Source organism: Kitasatospora sp. NBC_01266 (genome assembly GCF_036242395.1).
Lineage (GTDB): Bacteria > Actinomycetota > Actinomycetes > Streptomycetales > Streptomycetaceae > Kitasatospora.
The window spans coordinates 7543253-7566239 of sequence record NZ_CP108458.1 but is presented as its reverse complement, the minus strand read 5'-3'; the positions used below and the strand labels follow the sequence as shown (position 1 = coordinate 7566239).

Here is a 22987-nt window from a genome sequence, read left to right as displayed (position 1 = left end):
GGTCTTAGAGGTCCCAATCCGCGAACTCGTCTTCGAACATGTCGATCTCGTCCTGGCTCAGCTCGACCAGGGATACGTCCGAGGTGCTCAGCCCGCCGGCGTCCGTGCCGCTCGCATGCCGCACCAGTGCCGCCAGCGCCTCGAACCACAGCTCGCCGAGCCGGCGCACCCGCGCCTCGTCCAGCACCCCGGTCGCCCAGGACCAGGAGGCCACGAAGCTCGGGCCGTCGGCCCGGTCCTCGGTGCGGGCGTTGACGGTGACGCTGTGGGCCAGTGGGGCGAGCGCGTCGGCGCCGCCCAACATCGCGCCCATCTCGGGCGCCGGACCCCACTCGGTCGGCTCGCCGCGCTGCTCGATGGCAAACCGGCCGAGATAGTTGAACCCCAGCTGCGGGCGGGCGGCCGCACCGAGCCGCGCGCCGGTGTCGGCGCGCAGGTGGCGGAGCAGGCCGTAGCCGAGGCCGTGGTCCGGGATGGCGCGCAGTTGGTCCTTCACCGCCTTCAGCGAGCGGCCGAGCCCCGGGCCGGCCTCGGTGACGTCGCCCCAGTCGGCCGCGCCCGGGTCCAGCCGGACCGGGTAGGCGCTGGTGAACCAGCCGACCGTGCGGGAGAGGTCGATGCGCTCGGCGAACTCCTCGCGCCCGTGCGCCTCCAGCTCGAACAGCAGGCCCGCCCGGTCCGCCCGCCAGCGGTTGGCGGCGAGCGCCAGGCCGGTCAGCAGTACGTCGTTGACCTCGGCGTTGAACAGCGCCGGGACGCTGGTCAGCAGCGGCTCGGTCAGCTCCGGCGGCAGCGTCAGCTCCAGGTGGCCGACGGTCTGCCGGGTGTCCCGGGCATGGTCCAGCGCCCGGCTGCCGAGCAGCGGGTCAGGGCCGTCCAGCATGCCCTGCCAGAGCGGCAGTTCGGCGTCCCGGCGGCCGGCCTCGGCGACCAGGGCGGTGGCCCAGCTGCGCAGCGAGGTGGCCACCGGCGGCAGTTGCTCGCCGCGCCAGGCGGCGGCCAGGTCGGGCAGCAGGATCCGCCAGGAGACCCCGTCCACCACCAGGTGGTGCACCACCAGCAGCAGGCGCCCCGGGCGCTGCGGGCCGGCGTCGAACCACACCAGCTGGACCATCACCCCGTCGGCCGGAGCCAGGCGGTCCTGTGCGGCGGCGGCCTCGCGCTCGAAGAGAGCGCGCAGCCCGGCCGGGTCCAGGTCGGCGGTGTCGATCCGGGTGACCAGCCCGGCCGCGCCCGGCGCGCCGCGCTCGGGCACCACCAGCGACCAGCCGCCGTCCTCGGCGACCAGCAGCCTGGCGCGCAGCGCGTCATGGTGATCCAGCAGGGTCCGCAGCGCCTCGGTGAGCCGGTCCGCGCCGAGCTCGGCCGGGACCTGGAGCAGCATCGCCTGGTGGAAGCCGTCCACCGGGCCGCCGCGTTCGCGCAGCCAGTGCATGATCGGGGTGGCCGGCAGCTCACCGATCCCGGCGTCCGCGTCCTCCGCGACAGCCGCCTCGGCGCCCCGCGCGACCAGCGCCAACTCGGCGACGCTCTGGCAGCTGAAGACATCGCGAGCGCTGAACACCAGGCCCGCCTGCCGGGCCCGGGCCACCAGCTGGATCGAGATGATCGAGTCACCACCCAGCTCGAAGAACCCGTCGTCGACCCCCACGCTCGCCAGACCCAGCAGCTCGGCGAAGAGCCCGGCCAGCACCTCCTCACGCTCGGTGCTCGGCGCCCGCCCGGTGACGGCGGCGGTGAAGTCCGGGGCGGGCAGCGCCGTGCGGTCCAGCTTGCCGCTGGCCGTCAGCGGGAGTTCCGCCAGCACCACCAGCGCGGCCGGGACCATGTAGTCGGGCAGCAGGCCGGCCAAGTGCTTCCGCAGGCCGGGCAGATCGGGTTGCGCCACCGCCGGCACCAGGTAGCCCACCAAGCGCTTCTCCCCGGGGCGGTCCTCGCGGACCAGCACGGCCGCCTGGGCGACGTCCTGATGGCTGGTCAGAGCCGCTGCGATCTCGCCGAGTTCGATCCGGAAGCCGCGGATCTTCACCTGGTCGTCGGCGCGCCCCACGAAGACCAGCGCACCCTCGGCGGTCCAGCGCACCAGGTCACCCGTGCGGTACATGCGGGTACCGGCCGCGCCGTACGGATCGGCGACGAAGCGCTCGGCGCTCAGGCCGGGGCGGTTCAGGTAGCCGCGCGCCAGCTGGACGCCCGCCAGGTACAACTCACCCGGCACGCCCGGCGCGACCGGCCGCAGCGCCGCGTCCAGCACGTAGACCCGGGTGTTGGCCACCGGCCGCCCGATCGGCACCGCGACGCCGCCCTCGCCCGCCTCGCAGGTCCAGGCGGTGACCTCGACGGAGGCCTCGGTGGGGCCGTACAGGTTGTGCAGCGGGACCTCGGCGAGCAACTGTCTGAATCGGTCGCGTAGTTCGGCGGTCAGTGCCTCGCCCGAGCAGAACACCCCGCGCAGGCCGGTGCAGCGGGCCGCCGCGGGCTCCTGCACGAAGGCCTGGAGCATCGAGGGTACGAAGTGCGCGATGGTGATCCGCTCGCGCTGGATCAACTCGGCCAGGTAGACCGGGTCCTTGTGGCCACCGGGCTTGGCGACCACCAGGGTCCCGCCGTTGAACAGCGGCCAGAAGAACTCCCAGACCGAGACGTCGAAGCCGAACGGCGTCTTCTGCAGCACCCGGTCCTCGCCCGGACGCATCACGTGGTCGGTCTGCATCCAGGCCAGGCGGTTGGCGACGCCCCGGTGCGGGACGGCGACGCCCTTGGGGCGACCGGTGGAGCCGGAGGTGTAGATCACGTAGGCCGGATTGGCCAGACGCAGCGGGGCGAGCCGGTCGGCATCGGTGAGGTCGGCGTCCGGCTGGGCCGCCAACTCGGCCGCCAGCCGCGGGGTGTCGAGCACCAGGGCGCCGCCGGGCGCCGCCGCAGCGGTCGCGCTGGTGGCCAGCACCAGCGCCGGGGCGCCGTCCTCGAGCAGGTAGGCGATCCGGTCGACCGGGTACTCGGGGTCGATCGGCAGGTACGCCGCACCGGACTTGAGCACCGCGAGCAGCGACACCACCATCTCGGTGGAGCGCTCCAGGACCAGCGCCACGGTCCGCTCGGGCCGGGCGCCCCGGGCGACCAGCACCCGGGCCAGGCGGTTGGCCCGGGCGTTCAGCTCGGCGTAGCTCAGCTCGGCGCCCTCGAAGACCAGCGCGGTCGCCCGCGGGGTGCGGGCGGCCTGCGCCTGGAACAGCTCGGGCAGCGTGGCGACGGGCAGTTCGCGGGTGGTGTCGTTCCACTCGTGGAGGATCCGCTCGCGCTCCCGGGGGCCGAGGATGTCGAGCTGTCCGACCGCCAGCTTCGGCTCGGCGACCAGCGCGTCGAGCAGCCGCACCCAGCGCTCGCCCAGCACCTCGACCGTCGAGTGGTCGAACAGCTCGGTGGCGTACTCCAGTTCGCCGCGCAGCCCACCCAAGGCACCGTCCGCGCCGCGCTGTTCGGTGACGAAGAGCGACAGGTCGAACTTGGCGGAGCGCACCTGGGTGGGCAGCGCGGTGACGGTCAGGCCCGGCATCGCCAGCTCGGCCTCGGTGTTGTTGCGCAGCGCCAGCATCACCTGGAACAGCGGGTGCCGGGCCAGCGAGCGGGTCGGGTTGAGCGCGTCCACCAGATGCTCGAACGGCACGTCCTGGTGGGCGAACGCGGCCAGGTCCGACTCGCGGACCCGGTCCAGCAGTTCGGTGAAGCTCGGGTCGCCGGACAGGTCGGTGCGCAGCACCAGGGTGTTGACGAAGAACCCGACCAGCTCGTCCAGGGCGACGTCGGTGCGCCCGGCGACCGGGGTGCCGAGCGGAATGTCGGTCCCGGCGCCGAGGCGGTGCAGCAGGGTGGCCAGCGACGCCTGCAGGGTCATGAAGAGGGTGACCCCGTGCTCGCGGGAGAGGTCGACGAGCTTGCGGTGCAGCTCGGCGGGGACGGTCAGCGAGACGGCGGCGCCCTGGTGGCCGGCCGCGAGCGGGCGCGGGCGGTCGGTGGGCAGTTCCAGCTCTTCCGGCAGCCCGGCCAGCGCCTGGCGCCAGTAGTCGACCTGACGGGCCGCCAGACTCTCGGCCTCGCCCTCGTCACCGAGCAGCTCGCGCTGCCAGAGCGCGTAGTCCGCGTACTGCACCGGCAGCGGCGACCACTGCGGCGCCGCGCCACCGAGCCGGGCCGCGTACGCGGTCTCGATGTCGCGGGCCAGCGGGGCCAGCGACCAGCCGTCACCAGCGATGTGATGCAGCGTCAGCAGCAGCACGCACTCGTCCGCGCCGAGCGCGAAGAGGGCCGCTCGCAGCGGCACGTCCACCGCCAGGTCGAACGGCCGGGCGGCCTCGGCCGCCAGCGCCTCGGTCAGCTCGGCCGCGGTGGTCTCGGCGCGGGTGAGGACGGACACCGCCGCGGGCAGCACCCGCTGGTACGGCAGGCCGTCGGGCCCCTCGCCGAAGACGGTGCGCAGCGCCTCGTGGCGGGCCACCAGGTCGGCCAGCGCGGCTTCCAGGGCGGGCAGGTCCAGCGGACCGCGCAGCCGCAGCGCCATCGGCAGGTGGTAGGCGGCGCCGGCGCTGCCGAGCTTCTCCAGCAGCCACAGCCGGCGCTGGGCGTAGGAGACCGGCACGGTGGCGGGACGCTCGGCGGGCAGCAGGGCCGGCCGGGCGGCGCCCGCGTCGGCGAGCCGCCGCTCGAGGCCGGCCACGGTCGGCGCCTCGAACAGGTCGCGGATCGCCAACTCGACGCCGAGCACCGCGCGGACTTGGCTCACCAGCCGGATGGCCAGCAGTGAGTGGCCGCCGAGCGCGAAGAAGGCGTCGTCGATGCCGACCGAGGCGAGCCCGAGCACCTCGGCGAAGAGGGCGCAGAGCAGTTCCTCGCGTTCGGTGCGCGGGGCACGCCCGGCCTGGGCGCCGGTCTGCTCGGGCGCGGGCAGCGCCTTGCGGTCCAGCTTGCCGTTCGGGGTGAGCGGCATCGCCTCCAGCGCCACGAAGGCGCTGGGCACCATGTACTCCGGGAGCCGCTCGGCCAGGTGCGCGCGCAGCTCGCGCAGCAGGCCCGCCAGGTCGCGCGAGCCGGCCGGGGTGTTGGTGTCGGACGCCGGGGCTGCGGCGGGCGCCGGAAGCGGCGCCACCGGGGGCTCGCCGCAGGCCGGGTCGCCGAACAGCAGGTAGCCGACCAGGCGGACATCGCCCGGCTGGTCCTCGCGGGCCAGCACCGCGCTCTGCGTGACCCCGGGGTGGGTGAGCAACGCGGCCTCGATCTCGCCGAGTTCGATCCGGTGGCCGCGCACCTTGACCTGGGTGTCGGCCCGGCCGACGAACCGCAGCTCGCTTTCGGCCGTCCAGCGGGCCAGGTCGCCGGTGCGGTACATGCGGCTGCCGGGCGTGCCGAACGGGTCGGCGGTGAAGCGCTCGGCGGTCAGCGCGGGCCGCTCGTGGTAGCCGCGGGCCAGGCCCGCGCCCGCGATGTACAGCTCGCCCGCGACGCCGACCGGCACCGGGCGCAGCCGCGCGTCCAGCACGTAGAGACGGGTGTTGGCGATCGGGCGGCCGATCGGCGGGATCGCCGCGTCGGTGATCCGGGCGGCGGTGGACCAGATGGTGGTCTCGGTCGGGCCGTAGAGGTTGGTGACCTCGCCCAGGCCGGCGAGCGTGGCGGCCAGCGGGCCCGGCAGCGCCTCACCGCCCACCAGGACCCGCAGGCCCGGGAGTTCGGCCAGCGCCTCGGCCCGCTCGGCGAGCGCCCGCCAGAGCGAGGGGGTGGCCTGCAACACGGTGGCACCCGAGCCGCGCAGCAGGGCGGTCAGCGCCGCCGGGTCGATCACCGTGTGCCGGGGCGCGAGTTCGACCCGGGCGCCGCTGATCAGCGGCAGGTACAGCTCCAGCGCGGCGATGTCGAAGGCGACCGTGGTGACCGCCACCCAGGTGTCGTGCCCCTCCAGCGGGAAGCGCAGGGCCATGTCGGCCAGGAAGTTGGTCAGCGCCGCGTGCGGCAGCACCACGCCCTTGGGGTGGCCGGTCGAGCCGGAGGTGTAGATCACGTAGGCGGGATGCTCGGGACGCGGCGCGTGCCGCGGGTCGTCCTCGCCGCGCGCGGCCAGCGCCTCGAGAGTCTCGGGGCTGTCCAGCACCAGCACCGGCGCGCCGTCGCCGGCCGGCAGCCGGCCGGCGGTCGCGGCGGCGACCAGCACCAGGGCCGGGGCGGCGTCGGCGAGCACGTAGGCGATCCGGTCGGCCGGGTACTCGGGGTCGATCGGCACGTACGCCGCACCGGACTTGAGCACCGCGAGCAGCGCGACCAGCAGCTCGGGCGTGCGCGGCAGGGCGAGCGCGATCCGCCGCTCCGGGCCGGCGCCGTGCTCCACCAGCAGGCGGGCCAGCCGGTTGGCCCGCGCGTTCAACTCGGCGTAGCTCAACTCGGCGCCCTCGAAGGCCAGCGCGGTCGCCTGCGGCGTGCGCGCGACCTGGGCCTGGAACAGCTCGGGCAGCGTGGCGGCGGGCACGGCGGCGGCGGTGGCGTTCCACTCGGTGAGCAGCTGCTGCCGCTCTCCCTCGGCGAGCAGCTCGGCCTGCCCGATCGGCCGGGCCGGGGCGGCCACCAGCTGGGCCAGCAACCGGATCCAACGGTCCGCCAGCTGCTGGATGGTGCGGTGCTCGAACAGGTCGGTGGCGTACTCGACGACGCCGCTGACACCGGCCGGGGCACCATCCTGGCCGGTCCGCTCGGCGAGGTTGAAGAACAGGTCGAACTTGGCCGTGTCGATGCCGACCGGCTGCACGGTACCGCGCAGGCCCGGCAGGTCCAGCTCCGCCTCGGTGGTGTTCTGCAGCACCAGCATGGTCTGGAAGAGCGGGTGGCGGGCCAGCGAGCGGGTCGGGTTCAACGCGTCCACCAGCTGCTCGAACGGCACGTCCTGGTGCGCGAACGCCGCCAGGTCCGACTCCCGCACCCGGGCCAGCAGTTCGGTGAAGCTCGGTTCACCCGAGGTGTCGGTGCGCAGCACCAGCGTGTTGACGAAGAACCCGACCAACTCGTCCAACGCCTCGTCGGTCCGCCCGGCCACCGGCGTCCCCAGCGGGATATCCTCCCCCGCACCCAACCGGGTCAGGAAGGCGGCCAGGCCGGCCTGCAGGGCCATGAAGAGGGTGGCGCCGTGCTGCTGGGCCAGCGTGGCGAGCCTGCGGTGCAGTTCGGCGGGAAGCTCCACGGCGACGGTCGCGCCCCGGTGTCCGGCGGTCGCCGGGCGGGGCCGGTCGGTAGGCAGCGCCAGTTCCTCCGGCAGCTCGGACAGCGCCCGCCGCCAGTAGTCCAGTTGACGCGACAGCAGGCTCTTCGGGTCATCCTCGGCGCCGAGCAGCTGCTGCTGCCAGATGGCGAAGTCGGCGTACTGGACGGGCAACGGCGACCACTGCGGAACCGCGCCGCCGAGCCGGGCGGTGTAGGCGGTGGACAGGTCGCGGGCCAGTGGGACCAGCGACCATCCGTCGCCGGATATGTGATGCAGCGTCAGCAGCAGCACCTGCTCGTCCGCGCCGAGCGTGAAGAGGGCCGCCCGCAGCGGGACATCGATGGCCAGGTCGAAGGGTCGGGCCGCCTCGGTGGCCAGGGCCCGGTCCAACTCGGCTTCGGTGACCCCGGCGACCCGCAGCTCGGGGTGGACTTCGGGCAGCACGCGCTGGTGCGGCAGCCCGTCCGGCCCCTCGGCGAAGACGGTGCGCAAGGTCTCATGACGCCGCGTCAGATCGGCCAGTGCTGCGACCAGCGCCGCCCGGTCGAGCGCGCCGGTCAGCCGCACTGCCAGCGGCATGTGGTAGGCGGCGCCGGACGCACCGAGCCGCCCGATGAACCAGAGGCGACGCTGCGCGGAGGAGACCGGCACCCGCTCGGGCCGCTCGGCGCGCACCAGCGCGCGGCGGGCCAGCTCGGCGCGGTCCAGCCGCTCGGCCAGGCCGGCCACGGTCGGCGCCTCGAACAGGTCGCGGATCGCCAACTCGACGCCGAGCGCGGCCCGCACCCGGCTGACCAGCCGGGTGGCCAGCAGCGAGTGGCCGCCCAGGGTGAAGAAGTCGTCGTCGATGCCGACGCTCGGCAGGCCCAGCAGTTCGGCGAAGATCTCCGCCAGCAGGGCCTCCCGCTCGGTGCGCGGCGCGCGGCCGGTGGCCGCGGCGGCGAAGTCCGGCTCCGGCAACGCCCGCCGGTCCACCTTCCCGTTCGGCATCAACGGCAACGCGTCCAACACCACGAACGCCGACGGAACCATGTAATCCGGCAAGGTCCGGCCCAACTGCTCCCGCAACCCGGCAGCGCTCTGCGTCGAACTGACCACATACGCCACCAGCCGCCGATCACCCACCGCAGCCTCATGCAACAGCACCACCGCCTGCGCCACCCCCGGCAGCGCATCGATCGCCGCCTCCACCTCCCCCAACTCGATCCGGAAACCCCGCACCTTCACCTGACTGTCCGCCCGACCCAGGAACACCAACTGCCCATCCGCACCCCACCGCACCAAGTCACCCGTGCGGTACATGCGAGCGCCAGGGGTGAACGGGTCGGCGACGAACCGCTCAGCCGTCAGACCAGGCCGACCCAGATACCCCCGCGCCAGACCCTCCCCCGCCACATACAACTCACCCACCACACCCGGCGGCACCAACCGCAGACCCCCATCCAGCACATACACCCGCTTGTTCCACACCGGCCGACCGATCGGCGGAATCGCCGCATCCGAGATCGGATCACTCATACTCGCGCACACCGTCGCCTCAGTCGGCCCATACGAATTGATCATCCGACGGTTGCGATACCACCGCTCCACCAACGCCGGCGAACTCGCCTCACCACCAACAATCAACGTCCCACCCTCGGGCAACGAACCCTCCGGCATCACCGCCAAACCAGCCGGCGGCAGATCGATATGCGTGATCCCCTGCTCCGCCACCAACTCCACCAACGGCTCCCCCGGCATCATCCGCTCCAACGGAGCAACCACCAGACGACCACCCCCCAACAGCGCCGACCACACCTCGGAGACATGACTGTCAAAACTCAACGACGAGAACTGCAGCACCCGACTCTCCGACGTCGTCGCATACCACTCCACCTTCGCGTGCGCGAGACCCGGAATACCACGATGCGCGATCACCACACCCTTCGGACGACCCGTCGAACCCGACGTATAGATCAGATACGCCGGATGATCCGCCACCAACGGCACGGCCCGCTCGACGTCCTCGACATCAGCGTCCGACCACTGCGCCAACTCCGCCCCAACACCGGGCTCATCCACCACCACAACCGCCTGGTCACCCAGCGCCAACCCGCCCGCCACCGCCGCGACCGTCACCACCAGCGCCGGCTCGGCATCCTCCAACATGTAGGCGATCCGGTCAGCCGGATACTCCGGATCCACCGGCAGATACCCCGCACCCGACTTCAACACCGCCAGCAACGCCACCAACATCAACTCACTACGCGGCAACGCCAACGCCACGAACCGCTCCGGACCCGCACCACGCTCAATCAACAACCGCGCCAACCGATTCGCCCGCCCATTCACCTCCCCATACGACAACTCCACACCCTCACAAGCCACCGCCACCGCATCCGGCGCCAACTCCACCTGCCGCTCGAAGTGCTGGTGGATCAGCCCCGGCGGAACCGCACGCGCCGTATCGTTCCACCGGTGCAGGACGAGCTCGCGCTCGTTCGCGCTGACGAGGTCGAACAGACCGACGGGGTGGTCCGGTTGGCCAGCGGCCAGGGTGTCGAGCAGCCGCAGGAAGCGCTCCGCGTGCCCGGCCAGCGCCTCCTGGTCGTAGAGGTCGGGGTTGGCGTCCAGCACCAGGCGCATGCCGTGGCCAGCCCGCCGGTCGTAGACCACGAAGGAGAGGTCCTCGACCGGGCCGTTGGCGAAGTTGTGCAGGGTGGCCGGGTGGCCGCCGAACGCGAGGTCGTAGTCGAACGACATGATGTTGACCGTCGGCCCGAGCAACTGGCCCTCGCCGCCGACCAGTCCCAGCTCGCGGCGCAGGTCCTCGTACCGGTAGCGCTGGTGGCGCAGCGCCGCCCGGGTCGTGGCGCTGGTCCGCCGGACCAGCTCGCGCAGGCTCAGCTCGGCGCGGACGTCGAGCCGCAGCGGCAGCACGTTGGTCAGCATCGCGGGCACCGAGCGGGCGGTGCGGCCGATCCGGGCCGGCACCGGCAGGCCGATCACGACCTCGTCGGCGCCGGTCAGCCGGCCGGTGTAGAGGCCGACCGCGCTGAGCACCAGGGCGGACCAGCTGACGCCGAGCGCGCGGGCGGCCACCCGCAGGGTGTCGGCGTGCCGCGCCGTCAACTGGATCTCGTGACGCAGGTGGCGATGGGCGGCCGAGGCGGTGCGGCCGGCCAGGGCGACCGGCTCCGGGCGGTCGGCCAGCTGGTCCAGCCAGTAGCCGCGCTCGATCTCCCGCCGCTCGGAGCCCTGGTAAGCCCGCTCTTCGGCCACCAGCTCGCCGAAGCCGGACAGCGCGCCCTCGGCAGCGGGTTCGCGGCCCTCGACCAGCGCGCTGTAGACCTCGGCCATCCGGCCGGCCACCAGCGGCCCGGTGAAGCCGTCGACCAGCGCGTGGTGCCCGCGCTGGTACCAGAAGCTCCGGTCGGGGCCGGCCAGGAAGAGCTGCTGGACCAACGCCGGTCCGGTGCTCGGGTCCAGCGGCCGGGCCAGGTCCGCCTCGATCCGGGACCGGGTGGCGGCCCACGGGTCGGCCCGCGCGCCCAGATCCTCGACCAGCAGCGGGAAATCCGCCGGCGGGCGCACGCTCTGTCGCACCTCGCCGCCCTCGGTGCGGAAGGCCAGCCGGAGCGCCTCACCCTCCGTCAGCACCTGCCGCAGCGCGGTCGCGAACAGCTCGGGGTCGACCGCACCGTGGATCTCCACGCACTCCGCGATCTGGAAGGCCGGGCTGGCGGGATCGAGTTGCTGGGCGAACCAGATGCCGGACTGCCCGGCCATCAGCGGCCAGCTGGGGGTGGTCGGCGAATCCGACATGGTTTCAGTGCTCCGGTTCGTCGGCGGCGTTACGTGCTACACGGCCGCCCGCTGGTGGCAGGGGCCGCGTCAGCGTCATGACTCACAAGCGGTGGCGTCGGGGATCGCCCACGGACGCCTGGTCACGCTTCGTGGTGATCAATCTAAAGCGCACCTCTCGCGAGCTTGACCGTGGTCAGACGTACCAAGCATGAAGATCATCCAAACAATCACCCCATCGAAAGCATGCACTAGGTGCTCAAGTTGGCGGATTATGACTGTAACTTGGCCGATTGACGTTCAACTTGATGGTTTCTGACCCCTTTGGCCCCACACTCATCCGGTCACTGCGGCCCACGGACCCGACTACTGTCCGGATCACTGACGGCCCCTTGGAGCGAGCAGAGGAACTCAGCATGCGTGCCTTGCCCACCGCAGCTCTCCCGGCCGACCTCGAGCTTGACTACGTAGAGTTCTACGTGGCCGATGCCGAGGCCTCGGCCATGGCCTTCCGCGACCGGTACGGCTTCACCCCGGCGGGGCGCGCGGGCTCCCCGGCCGAGGGCTTTCGCAGCCTGGCCCTCACCCAGGGCGCGATGACCCTGGTGCTGACCCAGGCCACCGTCGACGACCACCCGGCCACCGCCTACGTGCTGGCGCACGGCGACGGCATCGCCGACATCGCGCTGTGCACCGCCGACGCCGCCGAAGCCTTCGCCCAGGCGGTCGCCCGGGGCGGGCGCCCGATCGCCGAACCCGTCGCGCACCCGGGCGAGTTCCCGGCCGTGACCGCGACCATCGGCGGCTTCGGCGACGTGGTGCACACCCTGGTCCAGCGCGCGCCGGGCGACCCGGCCCGGCTGCCGGTCGGCTTCGTGCCGCTCACCGGCTTCCAGGAGGCACTGGCACAGGCCGACCTCCCGGCCGACGAACCCGCCAGACTGGCGGCTCCGAGCGGCGGCCCGGCCGAGGAGCCGCCCGCACTGGCCGAGGTCGACCACTTCGCGGTCTGCGTACCGGCCGACGAGTTGGCGGCCACCATCTCTTACTACCGCACCGTGCTCGGCTTCGAGGAGACCTTCACCGAGCAGATCAAGGTCGGCACCCAGGCGATGAACTCCACTGTGGTGCAGAGCGTTTCGCGCACCGTCACGTTCACCGTGATCGAACCCGACACCAGCGCCGAGCCCGGCCAGATCGACGCGTTCCTGAAGCGGCACGGCGGCGCCGGCGTCCAGCACCTGGCGTTCAGCACCGAGGACGCCGTCCGCGCGGTGCGCACCCTGGCCGCCCGGGGCGTGCGGTTCCTCAGCACGCCGGGCGCCTACTACGACGCGCTGGCCGAGCGGGTCACGCCCAGGGCCCACTCGGTCGCGGAGCTGCGCGAGTTGAGCCTGCTGATCGACGAGGACCACGGCGGCCAGCTGTTCCAGATCTTCACCCGCACCGAGCACGAGAAGCGCACGCTCTTCTACGAGGTGATCGAGCGGATCGGCGCGAAGACCTTCGGCGGCTCCAACATCAAGGCGCTCTACGAGGCCGTCGAGGTCGAGCGCCAGCGCTCGGGGGACACCGCCCGGTGACCGGCAACAGCGGTTCCCCGGCCGCCGACTCCGCGAGCACCGCCACCGACACCACCGCGAGCACCGCGGCCGCTGCCGCCCTGAGCCTGGCCGACGTCGAGCGCCAAGCCCGCGCCGTACTGCCGCCCGGAGTCTGGGACTTCGTGGCCGGCGGCAGCGGGGGCGAGCTCTCGCTGCGGGCCAACCGCGCCGCGCTGGAGGAGATCTTCCTGGTGCCGCGGATGCTGCGGGACGTCTCCGCCCGGACCACCGCGACCCGGCTGCTCGGCGCCCCGGCCGCGCTGCCGCTCGCCGTGGCACCCGTCGCCTACCACCGACTGGCCCACCCCGACGGCGAGTTGGCCGTCGCGCGAGCCGCCGCGCAGGCCGGCGTGCCGTTCACCGCGGCAACGCTGAGCAGCTATCCGATCGAGGAGATCACCGCGACCGGCGCCGACACCTGGTTCCAGCTCTACTGGCTGCGCGATCCGGGCCACCGTCTGGAGCTGATCCGCCGGGCCGAGGCGGCCGGTTGCAGCGCGCTGGTGCTGACCGTGGACGTCCCCTGGATGGGCCGCCGGCTGCGCGACGTGCGCAACGCCTTCGCGCTGCCGTCCGACGTGGTGGCCGCCAACCTGACCGAGGCCGCCGGCTCGGCCGCGCACCGCACCGACGGCGGTGGCTCGGCGGTCGCCACGCACACCGCCCTGGCCTTCGCCCCGGACCTGACCTGGGCGGATGTCGAGGAGTTGCGCACCCTCACCCGGCTGCCGATCGTGCTCAAGGGGGTGCTGGCCCCCGAGGACGCCGTGCTGGCCGCCCGGGCCGGCGCGGCCGCCGTGGTGGTCTCCAACCACGGCGGGCGGCAACTGGACGGCGCGGTACCGGCGGTGCAGCTGGTCGGCGAGGTCCGCGAGGCGGTCGGTGCCGCGGTCGGCGACGACTGCCAGGTGCTGCTCGACGGCGGCATCCGCAGCGGCCTGGACGTGCTGCGGGCCCTGGCCCGGGGCGCCGACGGCGTGCTGGTCGGCCGCCCGCTGATCTGGGGCCTGGCGACGGACGGCGAGGCCGGAGCGCGGCGGGTGCTGGACCTGCTGGCCCTCGAGTTCGACGACGCACTCGGGCTGGCCGGCTGCGCGGCCCCCGCCGAGGCCCGTACGCTGCGCACCGTCATCCGTCCGCACCGCTTGGAGTCGATGTGACCGACCTGACCACCCTTGCCCTGCTGGAGCTGCACGGCTCGCTCGCCGACCCGGCCCTGGAGTCGATGAACTTCCTCAACGAGGTCGCGAACCGCTACCCCGAGGCACTCTCGCTGGCCGCCGGGCGGCCGCACGAGGAGTTCTTCGAGATCTCCGACATCCAGCGCTATCTCGAGCGCTACGAAAGACATCTGACGCAGACTCAGCAGCTGACACCGGAACAGGCCCGGCGGGCGTTCTTCCAGTACGGCCGCACCAAGGGGATCATCCACCAGCTGGTGGCCGACAACCTGGCGGTGGACGAGGGGATCTCGGTCGACCCAGAGTCGATCGTGGTGACCGTCGGCTGCCAGGAGGCGATGTTCCTGATACTGCGCGCGCTGCGGCGCGACGAGCGGGACGCCGTGCTGGCCGTGGCGCCGACCTACGTCGGGCTGACCGGCGCGGCCAAGTTGGTGGACATGCCGGTGCTCACGGTGGCCGGCGGCCCCGGTGGGATCGACCTGGAGGACCTCGCGGCCACCGTCGCCCGGGCCCGCGCCCAGGGTCTGCGCCCGCGCGCCTGCTACCTGTTGGCCGACCACTCCAACCCCTCGGGCCTGAGCCTGGACCTGCCGACCCGGCACGCGCTGCTCGAACTGGCCGAGCGGGAAGGCCTGCTGCTGCTGGAGGACAACCCCTACGGTGTCTTCGCCAGCGACCCGCAGGACCGGCCGCCCACGCTGAAGGCGCTGGACCGGCGGCGCCAGGTGGTCTACCTCGGCTCGTACGCCAAGACCGGACTGCCGGGCGCCCGGGTCGGGTTCGTGGTCGCCGACCAGCTGGTCGCGGCGGCGGACGGCACGCAGTCCCTGCTCGCCGACGAACTCGCCAAGCTGAAGAGCATGCTGACGGTGAACACCGCGCCGATCGCGCAGGCGGTGATCGCCGGCAAGCTGCTGGAGCACGAGGGCAGCCTGGTGCGGGCCAACGCCCGGGAGATCGCGCTCTACCGGGAGAACCTGGCCCGGCTGCTGGCCGGGCTGGTCCAGGCGTTCCCGGCCGGCTCGGGCGTCAAGTGGAACACCCCGAGCGGCGGGTTCTTCCTGGTGGTGAGTGTGCCGTTCGAGGTGGACGACGCGCTGCTGGAGACCTCGGCGCGCGACTACGGGCTGCTCTGGACCCCGATGCACCACTTCACCGACGCGCCCGAGGCACGCCGGCAACTGCGGCTGGCGGTCAGTCTGCTGACGCCGGATCAGGTAGACGAAGGGCTGCGGCGGTTGGCCCGGCTGATCAACGACCAGCTGATCAACGACCGGCTGGCCGACTGACCTTCACCGGCCGACCTGCGCGCACCGGGCGACAGCGCGCACAGGGCAACGGGTCGCGATGGGCCCCACCATCGCGACCCGTTGCCCTCCGGTCAGGTCACCGCTCCCCCGCGGTGCCCGGCCGGGAGCCGGTCAGCAGGACCCTTGGTCCGACCAGACCGACCAGGAGGCCGGCGCCCCGGGTGTGGCGCCGGTCGAGTACCAGGTGGAGAGCCACTTGTGGCCGCCGTAGGAGACCTGGTTGCCAGGCACGTAGGAGGTGCCGGCGCTCCAGGCCGCCAGGCCCGCGCAGCCGCCCCCGCCGCCGGTGCTGACCGTCCAGCCGAAGGCCGCGCTGCCCGAGGCGGTGCCCGAACTCGCGGTCACCGTCACGCTCGAGGTCCCCGCCGCACTCGGCGTGCCACTGATCAGACCCGAGGAGCTGATCGACAGCCCCGCCGGCAGACCGGTCGCCGAGTACGTCAGCGCCTTGCCCGCCGAGTCACTCGCCGAGACCTGCAGCGAGACCGCCGTGCCCGCGGTGCTGCTCTGGCCGCCCGGGTTGGTCACCGTGACGCTCTCGGCGGCCGTCCCGGCGGTGAAGCCGCTGGTGCCGTTCGGCGTGCCCCAACCGGTCGGGCCGTCGTAGCCGGGGCCGGCGGTGCAGAAGTAGGAGGGCGAGCAGGAGCCGTTGTTGCCCGAGGTGACGTCGTTGAAGCTGCTGGTGTGGTTGTACGGGTACTGGTTGGCCCGGTCGCCCGCGTTCGGCGCTCCGGCCAGCGCCCAGACCGAGGCGATGATCGGCGAGGCCGCGCTGGTGCCGCCGTAGACGGACCAGCCACTGCCGCCGTAGGTCTGGTACACCGCGACGCCGGTGGCCGGGTCGGCGACGGCCGAGACGTCCGTCTCCATCCGGTTGGCGCAGCCCGTGTCGTGCTGCCAGGACGGCTTGGCGATGTACGCCGAGCAGCCCGAACCGGTGCCCTCGGTGGCGCTGGTGTTCCAGACGCTCTCGCTCCAACCGCGCGCGTTGGCGGCCTTGGTGAGCGAGGTGCCACCGACCGCGGTCACGTACTGCGAGGTCGCCGGGTACTCGGCGCCGTAGTCGGAGTCACCGGCGCTGGCCGTGATCGCCACCCCCGGGTGGTCGAAGTACTCCGAGTCGGCGGAGGTGATCGAGGAGTCCTCGGAGCCGCCGTAGCTGTTGGAGACGAACTTCGCGCCCTGGGCGACGGCTTGGTTGACCGCGGTGCCCAGGTCCGACATGTTGGCCGAGTCGGCCTCCACCAGCAGGATGTGGCAGTTCGGGCAGACCGCGCTGACCATGTCGACGTCCAGCGAGATCTCGCCGGACCAACCGGTGTCGGCGGTCGGGTAGTTGGCGCCGCCGTTCTCGTCGATCTTACGGAAGCAGCCGTTCGCCGTGGTGCAGGCCGGCAGGCCGTACTGGGCGCGGTAGGCGGCCAGGTCCGACTCGGCGTTCGGGTCGTCCTGGGCGTCCACCAGGGCCACGGTCTGGCCGGCGCCGCCACCGCTGGGCAGGTTGTACGCGCTCACCAGGTCGCTGGGCCCGTAGCCGGAGGGGGTCGCCTGCGGGGAGAGCGCGTTCTGGTGGAGGTCGGTGCGCTTGAGCGCCAGGCAGGCCTCTTCGCCGGGGCGGCTGGGGACGGCGCAGGAGCGCGTCACGGTGACCGCGTCCGCGCCGGTGGGGAGAGCGACGGCGGGGGTGGTGAAGGCGCTGGAGAGGGAGGCGACCAGCAGGCCGAGGACGGCGAGCGGGGCCAGCGGGCGGGTTCGGGGGGATCTGGGCGAGCGGAGTGTGCGGCGTTCCGGATGGCGGTCGTCCATGCGGATTCCTCTGGTGTGGGGTGGGTGGGGTGGGGTGGGGTGGGGTGGGGTGGGGTGGGAGCGAAGGCGTGGGGGCTGCACTTCCCGGGTTGAGCGCAAAACGTAGCCCGCACCCTGAAGCCGGTCAATGAATCGAAGTCAAAGTGCCACCCTTGCCCTGGACTTGCCCTGTTGAGGGCGGACCCTTGTCGGCACCTCGTCAGAGCGCGAGCCGACAGGCCGTCAGCCCGGCGCGATCGCGCACCCCGAGCCGGCGGTAGAGGCGGGTCAGGGTGCCCTCGACCGACTTCACCGAGACGTGCAGGGCGAGCGCGACCTGCCGGTTGGTCGCCCCGTCCCGGACCAGGGCGACGACCTGGCGCTCGAGCTCGCTGAGCGCCGGCCCCGTGCCGCCGGCGCCGTCCAGCCCGTCCAGGCGGGCCAGCCGGTCCTCGGTGCGGGCCAGCCAGGGCAGGCAGTGCGCGGCGGCGAACGCCTCACCGGCCGCCCGCAGGTCCGCCCGGGCAGCGGCGCGGCGCCGGGCCCGCCGTTCGAGGTCGCCGAGGGTGAGCAGCGCGCGGGCCCGCTCCAACGGGTAGGGGTGGGCGGGCGGCAGCTGGGCACGCAACTCGTCGGCGGCGCCGCGCGGATCGCCGTCGCGGGCGGTCAGCACGGCCCTGGCCCGGACCAGGCCGAGCCGCAGCACCTGCCGGTCCAGCCGGGCCGTCTCGGCGTCCGCCTCCGCCAGCAGCTGCCAGGCCCGCTCGGCCGCCCCGGCCGCCCCCGACCGGGCCAGCGCCTCGATCAGATCGGCGTCCACCAGGAAGAGCGCCGGGTCGGTGAAGCCGAGGCCGCGCAGCAGTGAGCGGCAGCGGCCCAGGTGCTGGGCGGCCCGGGCGAACTGGTCGCCCAGCAGGTCGGCGCGGCCGAGCAGGCCCAGGGCGTACGCGGTCCACTCGACGTCACCCGCGGCCTCGGCGGCGCGCACGGCGGCCGTGGCCAGGTCGGTGGCGCACTCGGCGGTGCCGCCGTTGAGTTCGGCGGCGGCGCTCAGCACCAGCCCCGGGGCCGGCGTGGGGCCCAGCTCCCGGCGCAGCCGCCCGCCGAGCCGGCCCGCCTGGTACGCCTGGGCGCAGCGGCCAGCCCGCTCGTGGGTGGAGGCGACCAGGTGCAGGACGTTGGCCAGGTCCTTGACCCGGCCCGCGCGCTCGACCTCCTCCCGCAGCTGGTTGACCTCCGCGATCGCCTCGCCGACGGCACCGGCCCGCAGCAGCCAGACGACCAGGCAGCTGCGGATCTGGATCGAGGCGGCGGTCAGCGCGGGGGCCGGGCGGACGGGTGCTCCCGGACGTTCCAGGGCTCCCGGCCGACCGGCGCCGGTGCCCAGCAGTTCGCCGCCGATGTCCAACAGGCCGACCGCGCCCGGCCGCCCCGAGTCTTTCGCCTGACCCGAGTCTCCCGGCAGGCCGGCGGCGAGGGCGGCGGCCCGGCGCAGCGCGGGCAGCACCCGGTCCGGCCGCAGCTGCATCTCGATCGGGGCCCGCAGCGCGATCACCTCCAGCTGCTGGTCCAGGTCGCCGCTGCGCTCCGCGTGGCGGGCCGCCTCGGCCAGTTCAGCCAGCCCCTGATCGCGCCGCCCGGTGCTCAAGGCATGCTCGGCCCGGTGCAGTTGGACGGCCGTACGCAGCTTGGGCAGGTCGCCGGCCTCGGCCTGCGCGGCGTCCAGCAGCGCGGGCACACCGGACCGGTCGCCGCCCGCCAGCTCGATCAGCAGCAGCCGGGCGCCGACCCGGGCGGCCCGGTTCGCGCCGCGCAGCACGGCGGCGCAGGCCTGCTCGGCCCGGTCGGTCTGCCCGGCGTCGAGCGCGTGCCGGGCCGCGACCAGCAGCCGCTCGGCGGCCAACCACGGTTCGTGCCGGGTGCGTTCGGCAGCCAACTGGGCCAACTCGGCGGCCTGGGCGGGTGCTCCGCGCCGCACGGCCAGCTCGGCCGCCGCGGCCAGCTCGGCGGCGAGTTGGGCGGCGCGTTCGGGTTCCGCCTCGGGGTCGGCCAGCGCGCGGTGCCTGGCGCGCTCCAACGGATCCGCCACCTGCTCGGCCAGCGTGGCATGGCACCGGCGGCACTGCTCCACCGTGGCCTCGGCGTGCACGAGTTCGCGCAGCAGCGGGTGCGCGAAGCACGGCTCGCCGCCGGGGGCGCGGGCGAGCAGGCCGGCGGCGAGCGCCTCGCGGAGTGCCGGGCCGGTGGGCCAACGGCGTTCCGGGCCCGCGCTGGTGGCGACCGCGACCGGCAGCAGGGTGCCCAGCAGGTCCGGGGAGAGCGCCCGCAGCGCTTCGGCGAACAGCTCGCGCAGCCCGCGCGGCACCGGCAGCGGATCGTCGGCGCGCACCGGCACGGGCGAGCGCCGCACCGCCCGGGCCAGGTCGAGCGCGTGTCCGGGATTGCCACCGGCGGCCGCCTCGATCCGCTCGGCGACCGGGTCCCCCGGACCGAGGCCGCCCCGGGTGCGCAGCAACTCCCCGAGGACGGTGGGCGGCAGGGGGTCGAGCGCGAGCTCGGTCCCGGGCGCGGGGAGCAGATCGAGGCAGCCGGGCTCGGCCCCCGCCGCGAGTCGCTCGGCGGCCAGCACCCGCACCCGCTCTCCACCGAGCCGCCGCGCGGCGAAGGCCAGCACCCGCGCACTGGCCGGATCCAGGCAGTGCGCGTCGTCCAGCACCAGCAGCACCGGACGCCGCGCGGCCAGCAGCCGCAGCAGCTCCAGCACCGCCACCCGGAGCGCGAGTTCCCCGTCCGCCCGGTCATCGGCGGGCGCCCGCAGCAACACCACGTCCAGCGCGGCCCGCAGGTGCGGGGCGAGCGGCTCCACCGAGTCGGCCGACGCATCCATGGCCGACGCGTCCATGGCCGGCGCGTCCATGGCCGCCAACTCGGCGCGCGCTCCGGCGAACAGGTCGTACAGCGCCAACTGCGGCAACCCGGCCTCGCCCGCCACCGAGTCGCTGCGCAGCACCAGCGCCCCGCCCCGGGCCGCCTCGGCCTGCACGGCGTCGAGCAGCACCGTCTTCCCGATCCCGGCCGGCCCGGTCACCAGCACTCCCCCGCCACCGGCCAACCCCGCCCCGCAGCGGGCCAGGACCTCGTCACGCCCCAGTGGAGCCGTCATGTCGCCCATGGCGAAAGTCTGGCCCGCCGGATCCGCAGTGGTCTAGTCCTTACCCGGCAGTTCGCGCAGCCGCGGCACCGGCGAGGGCAGCAGCCACAGGAACGAGGCCAGCGCCCCGCCGACCGCGATCCAGAGCGTGGGACGCAGCCCGATCGCGCCGGCCAGCGCTCCGGCGGCCAGCGAACCGAGCGGCCGGGTACCGTAGTTGACCATCCGGTAGGCGCCGCTCACGCGGGACCGCAGCTGGTCGGGGACGATCGCGGCGAACATCGAGCCCGCCGCGATGTCGAGCCACATCACACCGAGCCCGGAGACGAACTCCGCCGCGAAGAGGAAGCCGAGGACCATCAGGGTGGACCCGTGCGCCGCCGGGATCAGCAGCAGCGGGGCGGGGAAGGCGATGCTGCCGAGCAGGAAGGTCGCGCCCAGGCCGATCCGCCTGGTGAGCGCACCCGCGCTGAGCGCCCCGAGGAGCCCGCCGACCGAGCCGGCCCCCAGGACCGCGCCGAGCAGCCCGGGAGCGAGGTGCAGCGTGGTGGTGGCGTAGAGCACGAACAGCGCGGCCACCATGAAGGTGAAGAAGTTGACCGTGGCCGTGCTGGCGAGCGCGGCCCGCATGATCGGCGAGCGGACGATGAACCGTCCGCCTTCGGCGAGTTGGCCGCGTGTCCGGCGCTCACCGGGCGGTTCGATCGGCGCGATCCGGGACAGGCACAGGGCCGAGGCGGCGAACGAGAGCGCGTCGGCCAGCAGCGCGAGCGGCGCCGACAGGAGTTGCACCAGCAGGCCGCCGATGCCCGGCCCGGCGATCTGGGACATCGCCCGGCTACCGCTGACCAGCGAGTTCCCCTCGACGTACCGAGCCGAAGGCACAAGGGAGTTGAAGACCTGGGCGTTGCAGACATCGAAGAGGACGGAGAGCGTGCCGACCCCGAGCGCCACCAGGTAGAGCTGCGGCAGGGTGAGCGCGTCGAAGGCGTAGGCGAGCGGAATGGTGGCGATCAGCGCGACGCGGCCGAGATCCGCCGCGATCATGACCCGCCGCCGCCGGCTCCGCCGGTCCGCCCAGGCTCCGGCCGGCAGCGCGAAGAGCAGGTACGGTAACCAGGTCGCCGCCGCCAGGTACCCCATCTGCGCGGCGCCCGCATGCACCGCGAGGACGGCTATCAGCGGCAGCGCGATGGCCGACACCTGGTCGCCCAGGGCGGACACCGTCAGGCCGGTCCAGTAGCGGCGGAACCCGACCTCGCGCAGCAGGGCGGGCAGCAGTCCGCTGCCACGCCCGGCCGCCGGGCGCGGCGGGGACCGGTGCACCGTCGGGGCACTCACGCGCCCGACTCCTTCTCCTGCGCGGGAAAGGCCAGATTCAGCAGTGTGACCAGCCTCGAGTCCGCCGGCCGCTTGCTCGGATCGCCCAGGCGTTCCAGGTAGGGCCGCACCAATTCCTCCATCCCGGCGCCGAGTTCGCTGACCTCTGCCGCCGTCAGGTACAGCAGCCAGTCACCGAACCGCGCGGCCTGGCGCCACTCGGCGGCCTCGGCGGCCTGCTGCTGGACCCAGCGCGCCGTGAGTTCGAAGTACCGCTCGGCGATGGCCAGCTGGAGCGCCTCGGTGGCCGCCGCCGCGGCCGGGTCGTCGGCGCCCGCCGCGTCCCAGCTGGTGAACATCGCGGTGGCCTGCCAGGGCTTCTCCCGCCCCCGGCCGCCGCCGGCCTCCTCCACCAGCCCGTACTTGGCGAGTTGGCGCAGGTGGAACGAGCAACTGGCCACGCTCTCGCCGATGGCCTCGGCGGCTTGAGTGGCCGTCAGCGGCCCGTTCCGGCGCAGCTGCGCCACCAGCGTCATCCGGGTGGGATGCGCGTAGGCGCGCAGGGCACGGGGATCGGTCAACCGGACGGTGCGGCGCGGGTTCTGATCGGGCATGCATGTAAAGCTATCTTTAGAAAGAACTCTTTACAAGGCCTCGGCAGGCCGGCACTACCGGCCCACACCGCCAGCCCACACCGCCAGCGCTCGCCGCCAGCACTCGCCGTCAGCCCGCAGCGCTCCCCGCCACCGCCTGCCGCACCCGGTCCGCGAGCCCGTCACCCGCCGCCACCACCCGCACGTTCGCCCCCGCGCCACCCGCACCCGCACCCGCACCCGCACCACCGACCAGCAGGAACCGCTGCCCCGGGTGCGCCTGCGCGAAGCCGGCCACACCCGCGTCGAACCCGTCCCCTGCCGACGAGTCGCCCGCCGCGACGATCAGCGTGCAGCGCTTGAGCAGCAGCCCGCCCAGCGCGCCGGCCAGGTTCGCCGGCGCCGCGGTGACATAGCTCGCCCGAGCGCGCAGCGACCCGGCCGCCGCCTGGGTCCCGGCCCAGGCCTGGGCACCGACCGCGTCCGGCGCGAGGCCCGCGGGGCCGGTGACCAGGCAGGCGTTGAAGGCGACGAACGGTGCGGTGGGCGAGGGCTTCGGCGCCGGCGCAGCATGCTGCGCCGCGCAGCCGCCCAGCAGCGCGACGGCCGGCAGCGCGACGGCCAGACCGCCGAGCAGCGCCCCGCCGGCCCGGCCCTTTCCTCGTATCGAGACCGCCGCCGCCGAAACCACTGATGACACCGCTGTCGCTCCCTCGCACTCGCCTCGCACTGGCTGCCCACGTCCACGTCCACGTCCACGTCCACGTCCGCGTCCGCGTCCGCGCGGGCCGAGCAGAGCTTAGAGCATGGCGGAAGACACAGTTCCCCCTCAGAATCCACACCACACCACCTTTTCTCAAAGACCTTTCAGGAATCAGCCTCTGACTCCCAGTCATATTTAAGGACCATGAATCCCTGCCACCACAGGCATCGTTCGTATCCGCTCACGTAGTAGACCCGCCCACCGGCGCATTGGTACAACTCTCCGGCTCTTATCAGATCTTTATCTACGGAGTG

General features: G+C 73.6%; 9 protein-coding genes. 3 read left to right on the top strand and 6 right to left on the bottom strand.

Annotated elements, in window-relative coordinates; genetic code table 11:
• Nucleotides 1–4 precede the first annotated feature (4 nt).
• Complete coding sequence (locus OG403_RS32470; protein WP_329570737.1) at nt 5–11044, bottom strand: non-ribosomal peptide synthetase; 11040 nt, start codon at nt 11042–11044, stop codon at nt 5–7.
• Nucleotides 11045–11439: 395 nt separating this feature from the next.
• On the opposite strand from OG403_RS32470, the gene hppD reads away from it, so the two are divergent.
• From hppD to OG403_RS32455, 3 genes are all read left to right on the top strand, one after another.
• Nucleotides 11440–12606, top strand: coding sequence for a 4-hydroxyphenylpyruvate dioxygenase (gene hppD, locus OG403_RS32465; RefSeq protein WP_329570735.1), 1167 nt, complete (start codon nt 11440–11442; stop codon nt 12604–12606).
• A gap of 80 nt (nt 12607–12686) precedes the next feature.
• Nucleotides 12687–13787 carry an alpha-hydroxy acid oxidase gene (locus OG403_RS32460; RefSeq protein WP_329572676.1) on the top strand — a complete coding sequence of 367 codons (1101 nt, stop codon included), beginning with the start codon at nt 12687–12689 and terminating at the stop codon, nt 13785–13787.
• On the top strand, nt 13784–15100 hold the full coding sequence (locus tag OG403_RS32455; protein WP_329570734.1) for an aminotransferase-like domain-containing protein: 1317 nt from the start codon (nt 13784–13786) through the stop codon (nt 15098–15100). Before OG403_RS32460 ends, OG403_RS32455 begins: the two co-directional genes overlap by 4 nt.
• A 132-nt stretch (nt 15101–15232) precedes the next feature.
• Here the strand turns inward: OG403_RS32455 and OG403_RS32450 are convergent, their stop codons facing one another.
• The 5 genes from OG403_RS32450 to OG403_RS32430 all read right to left on the bottom strand — a co-directional run bounded on the left by OG403_RS32450 (nt 15233) and on the right by OG403_RS32430 (nt 22670).
• Entirely contained in the window at nt 15233–16927 is a 1695-nt protein-coding gene (locus OG403_RS32450; protein ID WP_329570732.1) for a hypothetical protein, read from the bottom strand.
• Nucleotides 16928–17126: 199 nt separating this feature from the next.
• On the bottom strand, nt 17127–20078 hold the full coding sequence (locus OG403_RS32445; protein WP_329570730.1) for a helix-turn-helix transcriptional regulator: 2952 nt from the start codon (nt 20076–20078) through the stop codon (nt 17127–17129).
• A 33-nt stretch (nt 20079–20111) separates the two neighbouring features.
• Nucleotides 20112–21398, bottom strand: a complete 1287-nt coding sequence (locus OG403_RS32440) for an MFS transporter (protein ID WP_329570728.1) — start codon at nt 21396–21398, stop codon at nt 20112–20114.
• Complete coding sequence (locus tag OG403_RS32435; RefSeq protein ID WP_329570727.1) at nt 21395–21991, bottom strand: winged helix-turn-helix domain-containing protein; 597 nt, start codon at nt 21989–21991, stop codon at nt 21395–21397. The genes OG403_RS32440 and OG403_RS32435 overlap by 4 nt, the downstream gene beginning before the upstream one ends.
• Nucleotides 21992–22100: 109 nt before the next feature.
• Complete coding sequence (locus tag OG403_RS32430) at nt 22101–22670, bottom strand: hypothetical protein (protein WP_329570725.1); 570 nt, start codon at nt 22668–22670, stop codon at nt 22101–22103.
• Nucleotides 22671–22987: the final 317 nt, after the last annotated feature.

Excerpts from the sequence above, each read along its gene's own strand:
- OG403_RS32470 (WP_329570737.1), bottom strand. The coding sequence starts at position 11,044 with ATGTCGGATTCGCCGACCACCCCCAGCTGGCCGCTGATGGCCGGGCAG.
- hppD (WP_329570735.1), top strand. The coding sequence starts at position 11,440 with ATGCGTGCCTTGCCCACCGCAGCTCTCCCGGCCGACCTCGAGCTTGAC.
- OG403_RS32450 (WP_329570732.1), bottom strand. The coding sequence starts at position 16,927 with ATGGACGACCGCCATCCGGAACGCCGCACACTCCGCTCGCCCAGATCC.
- OG403_RS32445 (WP_329570730.1), bottom strand. The coding sequence starts at position 20,078 with ATGGGCGACATGACGGCTCCACTGGGGCGTGACGAGGTCCTGGCCCGC.
- OG403_RS32435 (WP_329570727.1), bottom strand. The coding sequence starts at position 21,991 with ATGCCCGATCAGAACCCGCGCCGCACCGTCCGGTTGACCGATCCCCGT.